The sequence below is a fragment of the Maribellus mangrovi genome (genome assembly GCF_037646455.1).
GTDB lineage: Bacteria > Bacteroidota > Bacteroidia > Bacteroidales > Prolixibacteraceae > Draconibacterium > Draconibacterium mangrovi_A.
On sequence record NZ_JBBIXN010000001.1, the window covers coordinates 906246 to 925487 of the forward strand.

Consider the following 19242-nt stretch of genomic DNA (forward strand, 5'->3'; position numbering starts at 1 on the left):
GAGCGTAATTATTTAAAGTAGTTGTTAATTGAAGTCTTGCCAATCTGTCTCACTATAAATGTAATCCCAAATTTTGTCACCAGGTTAAATATCTACAATTCAAATGCGAATGATTCGCCAGCTTTTAATTCTGATTCCGAAGTCACATCCTTGTATTTCACTTGCAGAATTCCGTCGCGATCGGCAGTAATTTTAGCCGAAGTAAGTTTCCCGTCTCTCCAGTTAATATCTACCGTGTAGCCACCTCTTGCTCTTAATCCGTGAACATGCCCGCTCGGCCAATCTTCCGGCAGTGCAGGCAACAATTCAACTGTTCCCGTATGACTTTGCAGGAGCATCTCGGCAATTCCGGCGGTCGTTCCAAAATTGGCATCCATCTGGAACGGTGGATGCTGACCAAACAAATTGGGTGATGTACTTTTGGTTAAAACAGTATTTAAACTGTGTTCTGCTCCTTCTGCTTCGGCTAATCTTGCATACTGACTGATCAGCCAGGCAGCACTCCACCCTGTATGACCACCGCCATTTTCAATGCGGTAGTCGAGCGATTTTTTAGCAGCGGCAGCCAGTTTCGGAGTTTTCTGCAAATTGATCTGCTCCCCCGGATGAACGGCAAACAAATGCGAAATGTGTCGGTGACCGGGTTCCACTTCCGGAAATTCGTGTGCCCATTCCATCAGGCGGCCATCAGAACCAATTTGCGGTCCAGCCAGGTTTTCCCGGGCTTTCACCACCTGATCAACAAAATCATCATTTATATCGAGTTCGTCGGATACCATCATAAAATCGGTAAACAACTGCCATATCACTTCCTGGTCGTGAGCGGGCCCCATACTTATCTGGGAACGGCTGCCGTCGGGTGCCAAAAAGGTGTTCTCGGGCGAAACCGCCGGTCCCGAAACCAGTTTACCGGTCTCCGGGTCTTCTACCAGCCAATCGAGGTAAAACTCAACTGCGCCTTTTATCACAGGATACATGTCCTTCAGAAATTCCTTGTCGCCTGTAAAACGGTAATGTTCGGCAATGTGTGTTGTAATCCAGGCACTGCCTCCAGTGTGCATGCCCCAACTTGCGGCCTCGCCAGGCGAGGTGTAACCCCAAACATTTGTGATTGGATGAATCACCCAACCCCGGTTTCCGTATTGTACTTTTGCGGTTTTCTCACCCGGCTCAACCAGCGACTGCACCAAATCGAACAAGGGCAAATGCATTTCGGATAGGTTGGTTACTTCTGCCGGCCAGTAGTTCATTTGTACATTTACATCAGTATGGTAATCGCCATTCCAGGGCGTTTGAATTTTATTGGCCCAAAGTCCCTGCAGGTTGGCAGGCAAACTACCGGGGCGCGATGAAGAGATCAGCAGATAACGTCCGTACTGAAACATCAACTCAACCAGGTGAGGATCGTTCTGTGTTTCTTTAAACTGCTCAATTCTTTTATCGGTAGCAAGCGGGGTAATTGCCTCCGGAGTGAGATCAAGATCAACACGCTTAAAATATTTTTGATACTCTTCGAGGTGTGCCGACAACAGTTCTTTATAACTTTTTGAAGCTGCTGCCTCAATGTTTTTAGCCGTAATCGATTTATAATTGCGGCCTTTATATTCAGGATAATCGAGTACATAATCGGTGGATGCCGACAACAGCAGAATCACTTCATCAGCATTACGTATAATCAACTGCGAATCGTTATACACAAATTCTCCCCCTTTATTCACCGCCTTTAAACGTACCAGGTACTCAAGATTCTTTCCGCCTTTTCCATCGACCAGCGAACCCGACATTATCAGTTGATCATTCTCTGCGGTAGTGGTAAAATATTCGGGGCGGTCGAGCGTGCAGCTAAAGGAAAGTTGTCCTGGTTTATCGGCAGTAAAACGAGCAACCAGAACCTGATCAGGATAGCTGGTAAAAATTTCACGTTTAAAATTAACGCCGCCTTTGGTAAATGTTACGCTTGCCACTGCAGTTTCGAGGTTCAATTCGCGGTAGTAATTTTGATATTCCCCCTTGTTTTGAAAATCGATGCGTAAATCGCCCATTGTTTGGAAACAACCAAAAGGCACCGTTGCACCATTTCCATGTCCGCTTCCGGCACCCTTGCAAATTTGAGTACGATTCGTTAGCTCCGTGGCTTCCTTGTATTTTCCTTCTAACAACAAGCGACGAATTTCTGCCTGTGCTTCCCGGGCTTCCGGATTATCGTTATCATCAACACTCCCCGACCACATGCTTTCTTCGCTTAACTGGATACGTTCGTTATTTACATCGCCAAAAACCATGGCACCCAGCGAACCATTACCCAATGGCAAAGCCTTGAGCCATTCCGGGTCATCTCGCCACCCGTTTTTATCGTCTTCTACCAAAGCATTGGCAGGGCTGTCGTACCAAAGTTTTAGACCTCTGTTTTGTTCTTTTTCTGACTGGCATGCCATTAAAAATGACAGCAGAATGAGCCCACTCATTTTATGGATAAGTTTCATCAGTATATTGTTTTTAATTCCAGTTATTCCCGAATGAAAGACGTCAATAAAAATATAACCTCTTTCCTTTTACCGATATTATTTCACACACCTACTTGCTTTCTGTAACTTCAAAACGAAATTCCCTGTGCTTCTGATCGCGCGAAATCTGCAAAACTACTTCTCCCGATATCGCTTCTTTTTCAAATTGCTTAATGAAAGTTTCGAAGTAGTCTGTGGATTTTCCTCCACATTCCAGAATTACATCCCCAATTCGAAGTCCAGACGACGAGAGCTCCGAATCATCGGGCACTTCCATCACTTCAACACCGGCAATCGATGACAGCCCAGCAGCCGATTGATCGCCAGCCGTTTCAATATTTTTCACTGTGCCGCCTTTCCATTTAAATAGTTTGCCACCTGTTGCTGAACGTCCCGCCATCAATACCGGAATCACCGGAGTTTTTGCCAGTGCTTTTAGCCGCTCCGATGTTACTCCAAACTCATTCATCGGGAAATTCTCAAAGCCGATTTCCAGAGCCGGTGAACTTTCACGAACTGTGTAATTTCCTTTATTGGCATCAACAAACAATGGATTACCACTCAAGGAGTGTTCATCACATCCGCTCTTGGCAAATTTAAGCCGATCAGCTTCACCGTTAGCAAACAGGTTGTAATCCAGTTCTTCCCCCCATTTGTCATCCGGACCAAGTGCACGATTCATGGCCGCCGGCCGATAGGCACCAAACACGATGTTGTGTTTAAATACATCGCCGCTTTCGGGGTACCAAACATGCGGGTGCAGGCTGTTATTAATGATAAGGTTGTTGGTGGCCGTGCGGTAATAACCTTCGCGCATTTTTAAACCTCCGTTTAACAATACATTGTTGTAGATTTCGTACCAGGACGATCCGTCGTCGAGATCAATATCCCAACCGTGATCGCAGCGCCATCGCGAATTACGAATGATATTCTTGTCGAGCATATCGATTTTCGGGAAATCCTGATCTTTCTTTACCAATGTATCGGTTACACGAATATCGGGTGTCCAGAATCTGTCGCGACCCCACGAATTAAAGCTTCCATGATCGCTTGTTTCAAGCACTGTGTTAAAAACATCGCAGTTTTCAATAATATGTCCGCCAAAGGTTCCCTCACTGATGTTTATACCTGCACGAGGGACATCGTAAATCGAACAGTGGCTCACTCGAATTTTATGCGACATGGATATCTGAACTGGAGAAGTTTGCTTTTCATCACGGCCAGTCATGGTGATCAAACAGTCTTCAACCACACAATCCGAAGGATAATTGTCGCTTTTGGGTCCGGGAGTGAGATCAAGATTTTCAAAATCCTGAGGGCCATAGCGAAACAGAGGACTACGTACACTTTCAGGATCGCCGATAAAAGCAATGCCGTTGGCTCCCGAATGATGTATATAACAGCTTCTGATCGTAATGCGACGGTTGTAATTGTTAACAAAAATGCTGTTCCCTCCTACCTGGTCAAACTCACAGTTTTCTATCGAACAGTCTTCGGCTCCGTTAAACACAAAGGCACCACCCCGGTATGTTGTCCAGTCGCTTCTGAGAAGCGGTTCCTTGTTTTCCATAAAACTACGCGCGGCATGCCGAAATATAAATCCCTCGAAATGAACTTGTTCTACCGGCTTGTCTTTTGTTCCGTTCAATTCAACCAAATGTTTCAGCCGGACAATCTCCACTACTGCTTCCAATAGATTTTCAGCCTTAGCTGGATAAAAATACAATACACTTTCCTTTTTATTAAAGTACCACTCTCCAGGAGCATCCAGTTCTTCAAAAACATTTTCAACCATGCGGTATCGCGGATGCATCTTCGACGGTCGGTTGTTTTGCCATCCTCCTTCCATATCGAGTGTCCCGTCAGAATTTTTCCCCTTTACTATCCAGTGCATGTCGCCCCACAACGCAATTTGCATGGCATGCACAAAAGCCCCTTCCGGATTCGCCCATGAATCAATACGTTCAGGAACAAGCGGATCATGTGCGGAATCGGGTTCTCGGGTATGTTTCAGATCCCATGAATCGAACAAGTTTTTTCCTTCGATTGCATTCGGGAAGCGGGCCATTCGCTGGCGCTGTCCATTAATGTATAACTGATCAATATCTGTATCTTCAGAAATTTCTGCGTAAAAAATACCGTTTTTGTAAGGATTCCACTGCAGTTCCAGTTTCTGCCCACCACTGATCACTACTCCTCCGGGCGAATTGATTGCCTTGAAAACGACTGGATGCTCAGTGCTTCCCGATATACCGGCATCGAGTTTCAGCGTTTGCGACAGGTAATAAGTTCCGTCTTCCACCAAAACATGAACCGTTTGATTTCCGGCTTTAGTGCGTGCCAGTTCAACAGCCTTTTCAAGTGTCGCCACCGGATTGGTCTTAATCCCGTCTGCGGCATCATTGCCATCAGCCGACACATATATTTCTACTACATTTTGCCGACAAGATGCAATCAGAAAAGCAAGTGCGATCAATAAAATTGAATTGATTCTTCTCATACTACGCTATTAATAAAAAGGAAACGTAAAGTTTCAAAAAGCATGGTGAAGCTGAACATGCTGCCACAGCGGACAAAATAATGATTTTCAAAATAAAAGTAAATCTTTTAAAATATTTTAATTTGTTTGTCCGCTTGAAAAGTGAGGTTTTCTGAATTTATTGCCTGTTCCAAAAATCGTGAACACCGGAGCAATCGAAATAAAATTATACTTTTGAAGATCTAAATCGCTAAAAAAATAAATCAATATGAAGCTTCCAGCTGTCGGCGTTATCATCATCAGCATATTTCTCACGGCATGTGCCGGAGGAAACAGCGAAAAATCAACTACCCAGAAAAAATCACAAGCTATGTTTACAGGAGCCAAAGGCGAAGTAAAGATCATGTCGTTGGATCCCGGGCATTTTCATGCGGCATTAATTCTGAAAACAATGTATGATCAGGTGAATCCTGTAGTTCATGTTTATGCTCCCGAAGGTCCCGACGTGGAAGATCAACTGGTTCGCATTGAGTCGTATAACCTGCGTTCTGAAAATCCAACATCTTGGGACCTGAAGGTTTACAAAGGGCCAGATTATTTTGAAAAAATGCTAAGTGAAAAACCCGGCAACGTAATGAACACTGCCGGCAACAATGCAAAAAAGACGGATTATATACTAAGGTCTGTTGAGGCAGGAATAAATGTACTGGCCGACAAACCGATGGTGATTAATCCCTATGAGTTTCCGAAACTGGAAAAGGCATTTGAGGTGGCTGAAGAAAAAGGAGTTTTACTTTACGATATTATGACCGAGCGCCATGAGATTACCACAATGCTCCAACGCGAACTTTCGCAATTGCCTGAAGTATTTGGACAGTTGCAAGTCGGAACTCCAGAAAATCCGGCTATTACAAAAGAAAGTGTACATCATTTCTTTAAATATGTTTCAGGGAAACCGCTCACCCGCCCGGCCTGGTTTTTCGACACCGAGCAACAGGGAGAAGGAATTGTTGATGTTAATACTCACCTCGTCGATCTGATCCAGTGGGAAGCTTTTCCTGAGGTTATCCTGTCGAAAGACGACGTGGCTATTCTTTCAGCAAAACGATGGACGACCGACCTGACACCGGAAATGTTCAACAAAGTTACCCATCTTGACGCTTACCCTGATTACCTTCAAAAAGATATTGAAAACGATGTTTTGAAAGTGTACAGCAACGGCGAGATCAACTATACCCTGAAAGGCATTCACGCCAAAGCTTCGGTAATCTGGAATTTTCAGGCTCCCGAAGGAGCCGGCGATACCCACTATTCGATCATGCGCGGAACCCTGTGTAACCTCATCATTCAACAGGGAGAAGAAGAAGGTTACAAACCACGTTTGTACATTGAATCGATCGGTGATGACATAAAAGCTTTCGCCGGTAACCTGAACAACGGTGTTCAGGGTTTGGCAGAAAAATACACGGGCATTGAGCTGGAAAAACTCAGCGACACAAAGTGGGCTTTGAATATTCCGGACAAATATAAAGTAGGCCACGAAGCTCATTTTGGCCAGGTTACCGAAAAGTACCTGCAATATTTGGTTGACGGCAAACTACCCGACTGGGAAGTGCCAAACATGATCGTAAAATATTACACCACTACAGAAGGGCTGAAGGCAGCAATGAATGGAGAATGATAATTAACGATTTGAGAAAGAGTTTCCACAGAGAAAATCTACAATCAAAATTCGTTGATTGGCAATCGCAGATCCTTAAAACAATTCACCGGGTGACTGTTCGATAATTCGATTAGTCACCCGGTGAACTTAAATAAAAAGGATGTGATTTTACTCCACGGACGGATTGTCCACTAAAATACGTTTTTTCTGATTAGCTATTTTTTCGCCCACCAAAAAGCTGTATTGAGCTACGCGCTTCATTTTATGAAAATCGATTTTATCAACCTCGTCGCTTACTTTGTGGTAATCGTCGTGCAAACCGGTGCTTAAACCCAAAACGGGCACTCCGTTTTTATAGAAGTGATAATAGTCGCTGCGGGTTAAAAATGCCTGCGAAAGTTTATCGCTTGGAATTAATCCCATTTCTTCACAAATATCAGCGCTGATCTCCATCAACTCAGAACTTTGTTTCCCTGAAACGATATATATTCCATCAGGCCCAGCGAGGCTTTTCTCAACTTCTGCCTCGGCATCCGGTTCTTTTTCTGCCGAACGGCCAACCATATCCATATTAATATCAGCCAGTGTATTCTCCATTGGGAAAACGGGATATTGTGAATAATAATCTGAGCCAAGCAGGCCCTTTTCTTCGCCCGTTACCCAGGCAAAAACAATACTGCGCTTTGGTTTCTTTTTAAGGCTTTGAAAAGCTTCCGCAATTTCGAGCAAGGCCACTGTTCCCGTGCCGTTATCGTCGGCACCGTTATACACTTCCTGTTCGCCATCAATCCCCAAATGATCGTAATGCGCGGTATAAACCACACATTCATTCCTTAGAACAGGATCGCTGCCCTCAATCATAGCCACTACATTTTTACCGATAACAGTTGAAGTGTCTTTTCCCAAAACAACGTTTGCAGTCAACTCTTTCACATCAAACGATTTTGGAGTACCTGTTTCACTGATCTCATTTTGAATTTCAGCCAGTGTTTTACCTGATTCCTGCACAATCTGATTGGCCAGCTCTTCAGTTCCGAAAAGCAATTTTACAGGCATTGTTCTTCCGGGTTTGGCTCCTTTAAGTTGAAGGGTACCACCGGTAGCATACTTTTTTATGCTGTTGATGTATTCCGGCTCCGGATTCATTGGATCCGGGACAAAGAGTAAAGCCTTGGCACCACCCAACATGGCCTTTTGCATTTTTTGCATTTCAATCTGCATATTATTATGACCACCCGATTCTACCATTGTGGGATTTCGTGTCATTACAACCACGATTTTACCTTTCAGTTCGAGTCCCTCGGTATCGTTGTATTTTGTATCGTTGTTGTACCAACCGTAGCCCGTAAATACAAGGTCTCCCGCAATTGTATCGTTGCCCGATGAACCGCCTAAAGCAAAAATATTGGCATCGGTAGATGTGACTTTACCATCTTTACTGATCAGTTGAAAATAAGTATTCTCCGGATCCGGTTTTGAAGAAGTCATTTCAATAGGTTGAAAATAGCCGTTGAAGCCAGGTTTCAATCCCATTTTCTGACATTGCGATTTCAAATAACTGGCCGTGAGTTCCAGCCCCGGTACATCGGTGTAAAAATCGCGGCCCTGCATAAAGTCGCTGGCCACGTAATCGAGATGTGCCTGAAGATCATTTTCGGTAATGGTTTCTGCGGCTTTTTTCTGCGCAAAAACAACGCTGACTGTAAACAGCATCAGCAGACTTAGGTTCAGTTTAGTTCTTGTCATTTTTTTTGAATATTTATAGGTTTGATTTGTATAAAATTCCTGCAACAATTACTGCTCGGGTTTATGAATATCTATATCATCGCGGTTGGCCACCTCAAGGCTAACCAAAAAACAAAGTTCGGCAACGCGCTTCATTTTTTCGAAATTGATTCTCTCAACTTTATCACTAATCCGATGATAATCAGCATGATAACCAGTGGCATAATTTACAATCGGTATGCTATGTTTATGAAAATGGTAATGATCGCTCGTGCTTAAGAACTGAGCAGGTAATGTGGTGTCGGGGATAAGGTCTAACTGCTCGCAGTATTTTTGATTGATTTTAGCCAACTCGGGCCAGGCATCGTTCGTCAACGCAAATATTCCATCAAAATCCTTTACACGCTTTGGCGATTTGTTCCAAACCGTATCGCGTTCCTCAAAAACACGCCCCACCATATCGAGATTAAAGCAGGCCACTGTTTTTTCGAGTGGCACAATCGGATGTTGCGTATAGTAATTCGATCCAAGCATTCCAAGTTCTTCACCGGTTACCCAAAGGAATACAATGCTACGTTTTGGTTTTTCCTTTAAATTGGCATAGGCTTCCGCCATTTCCATAATGGTTACAGTTCCCGAACCGTTATCGTCGGCGCCATTGTACACTTCACCGTTTTCATCCAATCCCAAATGATCGTAATGCGACATCAACACCACGCACTCCTTTTTCAGCTCAGGATCAGCACCTTCTAAAACAGCCACCACATTTTTGGCATCTAAAACTTCGGATTTCTTTCCAATTTTCAGGTTCAGACTGCGCTTTTGCACTTCCATCAACGATTCCTGTTCACCATCCACCAGATTCTGAAGGTACTTTTTGTATTTTCTTTTTCCACCCAGCAGCTGATCTGCCACTTCGGGGAGTACCAGAATTACCGGAATTTCTTCCTTTGTATTTTCTGACGCCAGTTGGTAACGTGTCCGCCCATACCATCTGCTAAGTTGTTGATAGATCTTGTTTGTTTTGTCATCCGGATCGGTAACCAGCAGCACCACCTCGGGATTCTTACTTTTTATGGCTTCCAACCTTTCATTTTCCATCCTGTTATTCCAATGAAAAAGTTTGTTCGTAAAGCTTTTTTCCGTTCCCTGTGCAAGCAGCACCAATTTGCCGTCAAAATCCTTATCGGGAAGCTGTTCACCAAAACCTACCAAGATTGCCGGCATATTTGTAATCGATTTCGGGGCGTCAGGACCTCTGAGTTCCACCATCGAATGTGCCTTAAATTTCGATTTTCCTTTTGCGTCAACTACTTCCACAAAATTAGTTTCGTCCTTTTTGGTAGCCAGCAAATCTACTTTCTGGAAATAATCAGGAGCCCCGGGAGTCAGTCCCAACCGGGCGGCATTCTCAGCCAAATAATCAGCGGCCTTGTTCAACCCTTCCGCTTCTGTCCCCATTCTTCTGCCCTGTAATTCATCGGAAGCAATAAACGAAAGGTGTTCCTTTAAATCTGCAGTGTCGATAACCTGCAGTGCCGTATGCTGGGCAAATGCAGAAAAAATGAACGAGATGAGGACCTGAATTGTTATTATTATTTTACGTTGAACCATGCAACTGAAGTCAAAAAATTACCGATATTTAAATATGAATTTATAAAATTAACAATAAACCTGAACTAGCTGAGCTCTACTCCAAAAATTTGATTGAACCTTGGTTTAAAATAACACTTTACACCTCTCGTAATGAAAAAAGGAAAAACACTATTTACAATCAGCTTAATACTAACTCTGATCTTTTTGATCCCCTCTTGTGCAGTAAATCCGGTAACCGGTAAACGACAGATCATGTTTGTTAGCGAAGAACAGGAAATTGCCATGGGTGCCCAGTACCATCCTTCGGTAATATCGACGTTTGGAGTTTATGAAAACGAAGAACTGCAAAATTTTCTCGATGAAAAAGGGACACAAATGGGGCAATTATCGCATCGGCCGAATTTGCGTTATCGAATTACCATACTCGACTCGCCGGTGGTAAATGCATTTGCCGTCCCGGGGGGTTATCTGTATTTTACCCGCGGAATTCTTGCCCAAATGAACAGCGAAGCCGAATTGATTGGCGTTCTCGGCCACGAAATGGGACATGTTACCGCGCGCCACACCGCGCAACAACAAACCAATCAAACTATTGGACAGATTGTGCTGGCTGGCGGTATGATCGCCTCGAAAGAAATTTACGAACTGGCTGATGTAGCAATGGCCGGTATGCAACTTCTGTTTCTGAGTTTTAGTCGCGATAACGAGCGCGAATCGGACAGGTTGGGAGTAGAATATGCTACAAAAATGGGGTACGATGCCAATAAAATGGCCGACTTTTTTGGCGTGCTGGATAAAATGAGCATGGAAAGTTCGGAGGGTGGTGTGCCTACTTTCATGTCGACACACCCCGATCCGAAAGACCGTTTTTCAACCGTTCATGAATTATCCGACACCTGGCAGGCCAAATACCCGGGAGAAACATTTGCCGTGAACCAAGAGCACTATCTGGATATGATCGACGGCATCGTTTATGGAGAAGATCCACGACAGGGTTTTGTGGAAAACAATACTTTTTATCATCCCGATCTGTTGTTTCAGTTTTCTTTCCCTGATAAGTGGGTACTGGTGAACACACCGGCACAGGTCCAGATTATTTCGCCCGATCAGAAAGCCGGAATTATATTCAGCCTAACAGAAGAAAATACGCCTGAAGAAGCCTCGCAAAAAGCGCTGAGCGACCTGAACCTGACTGCTCTGGATTCGAAAGCTTTATCGGTTAACGGCAACGAAGCTGTTGAAGTGTTGTCGCAACAGGTCAACCAGGCACAGGATGGATCAGAGACTGTTACCAAGGTGCTGTCGTATTTCATAAAAAAAGGAGACCGTGTTTATGTATTTCATGGTATTTCAAACGGTGAAACATTTGACGCGTACCGATCAGTTCTGGCATCAACAATGGGCGACTTCAGAACGTTAATCGATCCCGCAAAGATCAATATCAAGCCCAACCGGATTCAGGTGGAAACGGCTCCAAGATCAGCTACATTGCAGGAATTGTTTGACACGTTCAAACTTCCGAAAGACAAATACAACGAACTGGCCCTGCTGAATAATAAAGATTTAAACACCCGCCTTGAAAAAGGTGAACGCTTTAAGATAGTCAGTAAATAGAATTGGAGTCGAAAACAAGCTTGATATTTTATTGAGCCGCACTTTAGTGCGGCTATTAGTGATTTCTTTTAATGACATTTGATTTTTAGGAAATTATGTAAGCTGTATAATACATAATTTCCTAAAAATCATTGAAAAGAATTTAGCTCGTAGCACCACTGAAGTACGGTGCAAAGAATAAAAAACAACAACTAAATTCTTAATCAGGGCTCGAGATCCATGGCCCGAATGTACCCCGGATTTTTTGTACAGTTACTGAATTTACAATTCTCAAGAAAATCAAGCATTGCCTGTTTTGTTATTTCTTGGTCGGGTCGCGACTCACGAATTTCAGCGTAATTACTACGTGGTCCTTCCACAAAGTCAATCACCAAATCCCAGTTTTCGGGCGTTGGTATTGTCACCATTCCGCGCTCGCTGCCCATTTTTTTGTAAGGCCAGTAAGTGTAACCAATATTGTTTCGGATCATCAAACGGGTCCAGGCGGCAATCCATTCGTTGGTATTTTCGCCGGTTTCGCCCATAAAAATGGGCAGGTTAACCGAGTCTCTAAAATCCACAAAATCCTGGATATTGGCCTGCATAGTATCGCACCAGTAACGGTGGCAGGTGTACATCATTTTGTCGTCAAATCCGGAATCGGTAAACACCTTAAAATTACTGTTCCACTGTGCCCCGCCAAGCATTACAATGTGGTTGTTGTCTACCTCGCGAATGGCTTTTACAGCCTTCATGTAAACCGGTTCCAGCAGCGCATTCAGTTTGTCTTTTTCCTGCTCGCTAAAATGAGAAGCGATCGGTTCATTCAACAGATCGTACCCCAGAATCACCGGTTCATCTTGATAGTGATCGGCTATTCTTTTCCAGATATCTACAAAAATCTCCTGGCTTTTCTCGCTGACAAATAACCAGGGATATCCATAACTGTCGTCGATATTATCGCCGGTTTGCCCGCCAGGTGCATCGTGCATATCCAGTATCAGATAAATTTCCGAATCGCGGCACCATTCTACCAAACTATCGATCCGCTGGAAACCATTCTGATCGTGTGTCAGTCCCATGTAATCTTCATCGGTAAACAGCTTGTAATGAAAAGGTATTCGTATGGTATTGGCACCCGTACTTTTAATGTATTGAATGTCCTGACGTGTTACATAATTATCTTTAAATGTTTTCCAGAATTCGTTGGTAAAGTCCGGTCCCACCATTTCGCGGAAAGCTTCATCAATCCATCGTGCCGAATTCACGCGTTGAAAACGAAACATATAGCCTTCAGGATTCAACCAATTGCCCAAATTGGTGCCTTTTATAAAGAATTTGCTTCCGTCCGGAGTTCTCAAATCCGGTCCATCGATGGTGATAAATTGTGGTGTTTCCGATTGTGGTTCAACGGCCGGCTGACAGGAATAAAACACTGCAATCAGCCCTGAAAGAAATAGAAATAGGTTAAGTTGTCTCATTTTAGGTTCATTTAAAAACTTGGTTTGAAGATAATGAAAAGGTCTTCTTTTGAATATATTTCTCATCGAACTTTTTTTAGACCTAAGCAAATCTTCTTTCATTCATAAAAATAATTCTACTTTTGACTAAAACCAATGAAATCATGTAATGAGGGTACTAAAATGGTTCCTGGTCGCCGTACTCATTTTTATTATGGCATTTCTCGCCTTTTATTTATGGTCTTCAAACGGCTCTTCTACCCAAAAACTTAAGCTCGTCCATCAGACCGTTGAAAAATCAAATGCAAATGATAGTACCATTGCTATCATGACCTACAATGTTGGCTACATGTCGGGAATGACAAATAATTCAGCAAGTTGGAAAGATGAGGCACACACCATCAACAATTATCATAAACTTGTTAATTTGCTGAAGGATGATACACCTGACCTGCTTTGTTTTCAGGAAATTGATTACCACAGCAAACGATCGAACTGGTTAGACCTGCACGACAGTATTGCCGCACATTTTTATCCGTGGTCGCTTAAAGCCGTTAACTGGGACAACAATTATGTTCCCTTTCCTTACTGGCCGCCACGAGTTCATTTCGGAAGAATCCTTTCGGGACAATCAATTATGAGCAATTGGGAATTGGAAGATCCGCATCGTGAAGTGCTGGATAAGGTAAACTCAAATCCTTTCTATTATAATGCGTATTATCTCGACCGTCTTTTAGTAAGTACAAAAGTTGAACACCCGGTACAGGAATTTTGGTTAATGAACATTCATGCCGAGGCTTTTGACACACTAACTCGAAATGAACAACTTGCCCATGTTTATGAGATTTTCAAAAACGAAAGCCGCGAACTGCCGGTAATTATTGCCGGAGATTTTAATTCAACACCGGAATCAGGGGAACCCGGACTTCAACTTTTCCTGAATGATACGACCATTGGTTGTGCCGCGTATCATCCGAAAAGTTCGAACTATTTTACCTTTTCATCAGGAGATCCCGAAGAGCGGATCGATTTTATTTTTTATACCAAAAAGGATTTTGTTGAACTGTTTGGTAGAGTGCCTAACGAATTCGGAGAAATTTCGGATCATTTACCGGTGACTGCCGTTTTGAAATTCAAATAAATTTTTGGAATACCAATAAAAACATAAAAGCCCCACACTTTCTTGAGAACCTCTCTCTTCGAGTGAGAAACGGGACTTCCCGATATTCATCAGGATAAACTACTCGTCCCTCTCCATTAAAAAGTAAGGCGAAAAAAAGTTCTCACAAATTAATGTAAGACCTTTGCTCTGGAGCGAGAAACGGGACTCGAATGCTGACGCTCCGGTCAGCATCCTGACTTCCTTTAGAACGTCAGGGCTCGTGATACCTTAACCGTATTTTTTTATAAATTCAAGTGTTCTTTCCCGCGATAGATTTTTCAACTTCTTTTCCAGTTTCAAAGCTTCTCCTCGCGTTTTCTTAGTGGCAGTCCAAACCAATTTCCATGGGATTCCGCGTTTAGTAGCCTTTTCATATCCGCCATTATGTCTTCTTAATCGATCTTCAAGATTAGAAGTTTGTCCCTTGTAGTACGTATCTGTTGCAAGCGAATATAAGATGTAAACAGTGAAAGACATTATGCAATTTACAAAACAATGTGAAACCCATTATGAGTGATGGAAACGAGACTCGAAGGCTGACACTCCGTTCAGTATTCTGACTTCCGACTAAACGTCAGGGCTCGGGCCCCCGAGACCGTGCAAGGTCATAAAATGAAAAGGCCTCACAAAGTTGTGAAGCCTTTAATGAGCGAGAAACGGGACTCGAACCCGCGACCCCGACCTTGGCAAGGTCGTGCTCTACCAACTGAGCTATTCTCGCAATAATGGTACCCGAGGCGGGACTTGAACCCGCACGCCAACAATGAGGCATTGGATTTTAAGTCCAACGTGTCTACCAATTCCACCACCCGGGCATCCTTTGTTTATTGTGACTGAGCGAGAAACGGGACTCGAACCCGCGACCCCGACCTTGGCAAGGTCGTGCTCTACCAACTGAGCTATTCTCGCGTATTTTTAAGAACGTGCTTTCAAAAGCGATGCAAATATATTGCTATTTTTTTATCTCGCAAAATTAGTGAGAATTTGATTTGAAAAATTCAAATCAATTTTCGAACGAATACCGAACTTAGATCCGGGATCACAAGTTTTTACTGGCATTCCCCTCTAGAATCCTACTTCAATCCCGTAAGTTTCTTGATCTCATTCAATTTGTTCAGCGCTTCAATGGGAGTCAGGTTGTTTACATCAAGGCCGGTGATCTCATCGCGGATCTGTTTTAAAACCGGATCATCGAGCTGAAAAATACTGAGCTGCATTCCTTCACGTCCTTCACCGATTTCTTCGAGTGGCTTGGCGAGGCTTTCCTTTTCTTTGCCGCCTTCCAGTTTTTTCAGAATTTGTTCGGCCCGTTTGATCACCGATTTTGGCATGCCGGCCATACCTGCCACGTGGATCCCAAAACTGTGGTTACTTCCACCGCGTACCAGTTTTCTCAGGAAAATCACCTTATTTCCAACTTCTTTTATCGAAACATTGTAATTTTTCACCCGTGGAAAAGCGCCTTCCATTTCATTCAACTCGTGATAATGCGTAGCAAACAAGGTTTTTGCTTTTGCAATTGCATGTTCGTGCAGGTGTTCCACTATCGACCAGGCTATGGAGATACCGTCGTAAGTTGAAGTTCCGCGCCCCAGTTCATCAAAAAGAATAAGGCTTCGGTCGGATACATTATTCAGAATGCTGGCCGCCTCGTTCATCTCAACCATAAAAGTCGATTCGCCCAGCGAAATGTTATCCGAAGCCCCAACCCGTGTAAATATTTTATCTACATATCCTAGCTTGGCAGCTTCAGCCGGAACGAACGATCCCATTTGTGCCAGTAGCACAATCAAGGCAGTTTGGCGCAACAAAGCCGATTTACCCGCCATGTTTGGCCCGGTAATTATGATAATCTGTTGATCATCCTGATCGAGGAGTACATCGTTAGCAATATAAGATTCGCCAATTGGAAGCTGTTGCTCGATCACCGGGTGACGGCCATTTTTAATATCGATAGTTGTACCCTCATTAATCTCAGGGCGGAAATATTTGTATTCCTGCGCACAGGTAGTGTACGACAATAAACAATCGATCTGAGCCAGGATATTCGAGTTCAATTGAATAGCTGAGATGTATTCCGAAAGTGCAAAAACAAGTTCTCCGAACAGACGAGTTTCCAGCTCCTGAATTTTTTCTTCGGCACCCAGAATTTTAGTTTCATATTCTTTTAATTCTTCAGTAATGTAGCGCTCGGCGCTTACCAGCGTCTGTTTACGGATCCATTCCGCCGGAACTTTGTCTTTATGTGTGTTTCGCACTTCAATGTAGTAGCCAAACACATTATTAAAACCGATCTTTAACGAAGTGATCCCGTGCTTTTCACTTTCGCGTTTTTGAATTTGCGCCAGGTAATCTTTACCCGAGTAGGCTATTTTTCGCAGTTCGTCCAGTTCCTGAGAAACACCCTCTGCAATAACTTTTCCCTTGTTGACTGCCGTTGGCGGATCGGCCACAATTTCTTTTTTTATCTTCTCGCGAATAATGTCGCAGGGATTCAGTTGCTCGGCATATCGTTTTAACGCGCTGTTTTCAGCTTTTGTACAAATCGTCTTGATCGGACCAATGGCATTCAGCGCATTCATTACCTGAACCACTTCTCGCGGATTGATGCGTCCAACCGCAACTTTCGATATCAGGCGCTCAAGATCGCCCATCTGACGGAGATGCTCTTCAATATTTTCCTTGGTTTCGGGCTGTTTCATAAACAGTTCCACCACCTCCTGGCGCTCATTTATCGGCTCAATATCTTTTAATGGCAATGCCATCCAGCGTTTCAGCAAACGTGATCCCATTGGCGAAATGGTTTTATCAATCACCTCAATCAACGATTTGCCGCTTTCGTGAATCGGATGAAAAAGTTCGAGGTTACGTATGGTAAAACGGTCGAGCCAAACATAGTGTTCTTCTTCGATCCGGCTTAAACCCGAAATGTGCCCCAGATGCTGATGCTGGGTGATATCGAGGTAATGCAAAACTGCCCCAGATGCCACAATAGCCAGCTGCATATCCTGCACACCAAATCCTTTTAAGGAACTGGTTTCAAAATGCCGCATCAAACGATCGTTGGCTGCATCGGTAGTGTACACCCAGTCGTCGAGGTTGAAAGTGTAATATTTCGATCCAAAAATCGAGGTAAATTCATTTCCACGTCCCCGCTGAAAAAGGACTTCCTTAGGCTGAAAAGAATTCAGCAGTTTATCGACATATTCATAGGTTCCCTCCGCCGTAAGAAATTCACCTGTAGAAATATCGAGAAAGGAAACACCTGCACGTTTTTTATCGAAATGCACAGAGGCCAGGAAATTGTTTTCGCGATTCTCCAGGATATTGTCGTTGATAGAAACCCCGGGTGTTACCAGTTCAGTAATGCCCCGCTTTACGATTTTTTTGGTCTGCTTTGGATCTTCGAGCTGCTCGCAAACGGCTACCCGCTGCCCGGCACGCACCAGTTTCGGCAGGTAAGTATCAAGGGCATGATGCGGAAATCCGGCCAATTCGACATAGCTGGCAGCACCATTAGCCCGGCGGGTAAGAGTGATCCCTAAAATCTCGGCTGCTTTAATGGCATCCTCACCAAAAGTTTCGTAAAAGTCGCCCACACGAAACAGCAAAACTGCATCGGGATGTTTGTCTTTGATGGCGTAATACTGCTTCATCAAAGGAGTTTCAACATATTTTTTCGATCCTGCCAAATTATTCAGATTTTAGAGCGAAACAAAGATAAAAGTTTAGCTACGGAAAGGAAATTCAGAGACCGATAGTTGATCGTTTTTTTTCAACAAAACCCCAAAATCATTTTTACTGTTTTAAGCTCTTTCGCTCCTTCAGTATTAAAAATGAATGCAAGAGCGGGCGAATCAGAAACATGCCGGTCATCAGAAAAAATACTGGATGAAACTTTTGAGGAAGAAAAGCGCCCGTTACAATAAAAAGGACCCACCATGCTGAGATAAACAAGTGATAATACCTCAGGAATGGTCTCCATTTTTTCTTCATCCACAGCAAGACGAAAACAAAATTCAGCGGGAACAACCAAAGCAGGTTATAATTCGGGCTCATGGCCGGATGTTCCGAATAGAATACAAACCAACTCACAAAAAGGCCGGAAAAACTATTAATCCCCAATAGTATGAGATCAGGAACAGGCTTAAGTTTTTCTTTACGAAACTGTTTAAAGGAGAATACCAAAATCAAAAGAAATAAAAAGCTACAAGCCGCAAATGGACTTGTAATAACATTCTTTTTCAGAACACTTTCGGGGGCTTTGTAAAGCACCTGGGTTTTAGCAACCAAAGCCTCTCCATTGTCGGCACGCCGGGCGGCTGCAAAATGTTTCAGAATATAATCGGGCATAAACATTTCTTCCTGTAATGTGGCTTCGCAATCGGCATCGGCTCCCACCAAAAAATCAACACCAAAATTTAACCAGGGCAGTTTTTGCTGATAATCTGATATCAAATCACGAAACGTTTTCCCGCTTGCCAAATCCGTGTATTCAACGCCTCCTTCTATGTTTTGTGCAATTACATCGCGAACACGAGTTGCGCAATTATCAAAGAAAAAGTTGTAACGATACACCCTGTTCTCGGGCGCGGCATTCCAAAGCAAAAAGTCAAATATCTTTTGTTTTTCTGCTTGTGAGAGGTTTAGCTGCTGTTCAAAAACACTACGCCTGTAATGAATGTATTCACTCATAAACGCTCTGTATTTTGTGGCACCCAGCAGGTAATCAGTTTCTCCTTTGGCAAAGCGCCAGACAAAATTTGAGGAACTAAAATCAAAAATTCCATAATTAAAAACCATGTCGTACTGTAATATAGGATCGTGTACACGAATGGCCGAATGTCCGTAAACCGAGTAAGCTTCATCACCGGGGCTACAGGTCAGCACACTTATTTCAGCCTGTTTCGTCAGGTTAAAAGCACTGACTCCGCTGAACAGCAGCATAAAGAAAATGAATAGTATCCAGCCTGGTTTTTGATTTTGCATCGTATTTTTTCTTTTCGGACCTGAAGTTAAAATAAAGAAATAAAAAAATCAGAATACAATTGTAATCTGCT

The 19242-nt window shown here is 43.4% G+C and carries 11 protein-coding genes and 3 tRNA genes; 3 read left to right on the plus strand and 11 right to left on the minus strand.

Annotated features, from left to right (window positions below):
- Positions 1 to 92: 92 nt before the first annotated feature.
- Positions 93 to 2483: a glycoside hydrolase family 95 protein gene (locus WFY05_RS03470; RefSeq protein ID WP_340111334.1), complete on the minus strand. Its 2391-nt coding sequence runs from the start codon at positions 2481 to 2483 to the stop codon at positions 93 to 95.
- A 91-nt stretch (positions 2484 to 2574) separates the two neighbouring features.
- Positions 2575 to 5004 (minus strand): right-handed parallel beta-helix repeat-containing protein, encoded by a 2430-nt coding sequence (locus WFY05_RS03475; protein WP_340111335.1) that lies wholly within the window; start codon positions 5002 to 5004, stop codon positions 2575 to 2577.
- Positions 5005 to 5251: 247 nt separating this feature from the next.
- Here WFY05_RS03475 and WFY05_RS03480 point away from each other — a divergent pair, with 247 nt between their 5' ends.
- Positions 5252 to 6664, plus strand: coding sequence for a putative oxidoreductase C-terminal domain-containing protein (locus tag WFY05_RS03480; protein ID WP_340111336.1), 1413 nt, complete (start codon positions 5252 to 5254; stop codon positions 6662 to 6664).
- Between the two features lie 150 nt (positions 6665 to 6814).
- Here the strand turns inward: WFY05_RS03480 and WFY05_RS03485 are convergent, their stop codons facing one another.
- Both WFY05_RS03485 and WFY05_RS03490 read right to left on the minus strand, forming a co-directional pair.
- Positions 6815 to 8392, minus strand: coding sequence for a M20/M25/M40 family metallo-hydrolase (locus tag WFY05_RS03485; protein ID WP_340111337.1), 1578 nt, complete (start codon positions 8390 to 8392; stop codon positions 6815 to 6817).
- Positions 8393 to 8440: 48 nt separating this feature from the next.
- Entirely contained in the window at positions 8441 to 9985 is a 1545-nt protein-coding gene (locus WFY05_RS03490) for a M28 family metallopeptidase (RefSeq protein ID WP_340111338.1), read from the minus strand.
- A gap of 132 nt (positions 9986 to 10117) precedes the next feature.
- Here WFY05_RS03490 and WFY05_RS03495 point away from each other — a divergent pair, with 132 nt between their 5' ends.
- Entirely contained in the window at positions 10118 to 11581 is a 1464-nt protein-coding gene (locus tag WFY05_RS03495; protein ID WP_340111339.1) for a M48 family metalloprotease, read from the plus strand.
- A gap of 203 nt (positions 11582 to 11784) precedes the next feature.
- Here the strand turns inward: WFY05_RS03495 and WFY05_RS03500 are convergent, their stop codons facing one another.
- Positions 11785 to 13041 carry a glycoside hydrolase family 5 protein gene (locus tag WFY05_RS03500; RefSeq protein WP_340111340.1) on the minus strand — a complete coding sequence of 419 codons (1257 nt, stop codon included), beginning with the start codon at positions 13039 to 13041 and terminating at the stop codon, positions 11785 to 11787.
- 148 nt (positions 13042 to 13189) lie between these two features.
- On the opposite strand from WFY05_RS03500, the gene WFY05_RS03505 reads away from it, so the two are divergent.
- A complete protein-coding gene (locus tag WFY05_RS03505) occupies positions 13190 to 14161 on the plus strand; it encodes an endonuclease/exonuclease/phosphatase family protein (protein WP_340111341.1) in 972 nt (323 codons plus the stop codon).
- 249 nt (positions 14162 to 14410) lie between these two features.
- On the opposite strand, the gene WFY05_RS03510 is transcribed toward WFY05_RS03505, so the two are convergent.
- The 6 genes from WFY05_RS03510 to WFY05_RS03535 all read right to left on the minus strand — a co-directional run bounded on the left by WFY05_RS03510 (position 14411) and on the right by WFY05_RS03535 (position 19171).
- Complete coding sequence (locus WFY05_RS03510) at positions 14411 to 14659, minus strand: GIY-YIG nuclease family protein (protein WP_340111342.1); 249 nt, start codon at positions 14657 to 14659, stop codon at positions 14411 to 14413.
- A gap of 171 nt (positions 14660 to 14830) precedes the next feature.
- Positions 14831 to 14903: transfer RNA gene (locus WFY05_RS03515), tRNA-Gly, on the minus strand.
- Positions 14904 to 14908: 5 nt separating this feature from the next.
- A tRNA-Leu gene (locus WFY05_RS03520) sits at positions 14909 to 14997 on the minus strand.
- Positions 14998 to 15018: 21 nt separating this feature from the next.
- Positions 15019 to 15091: transfer RNA gene (locus WFY05_RS03525), tRNA-Gly, on the minus strand.
- 164 nt (positions 15092 to 15255) lie between these two features.
- On the minus strand, positions 15256 to 17838 hold the full coding sequence (gene mutS, locus WFY05_RS03530) for a DNA mismatch repair protein MutS (protein ID WP_340111343.1): 2583 nt from the start codon (positions 17836 to 17838) through the stop codon (positions 15256 to 15258).
- Positions 17839 to 17980: 142 nt separating this feature from the next.
- Positions 17981 to 19171: an Lnb N-terminal periplasmic domain-containing protein gene (locus WFY05_RS03535; RefSeq protein WP_340111344.1), complete on the minus strand. Its 1191-nt coding sequence runs from the start codon at positions 19169 to 19171 to the stop codon at positions 17981 to 17983.
- Between the last annotated feature and the right edge of the window lie 71 nt (positions 19172 to 19242).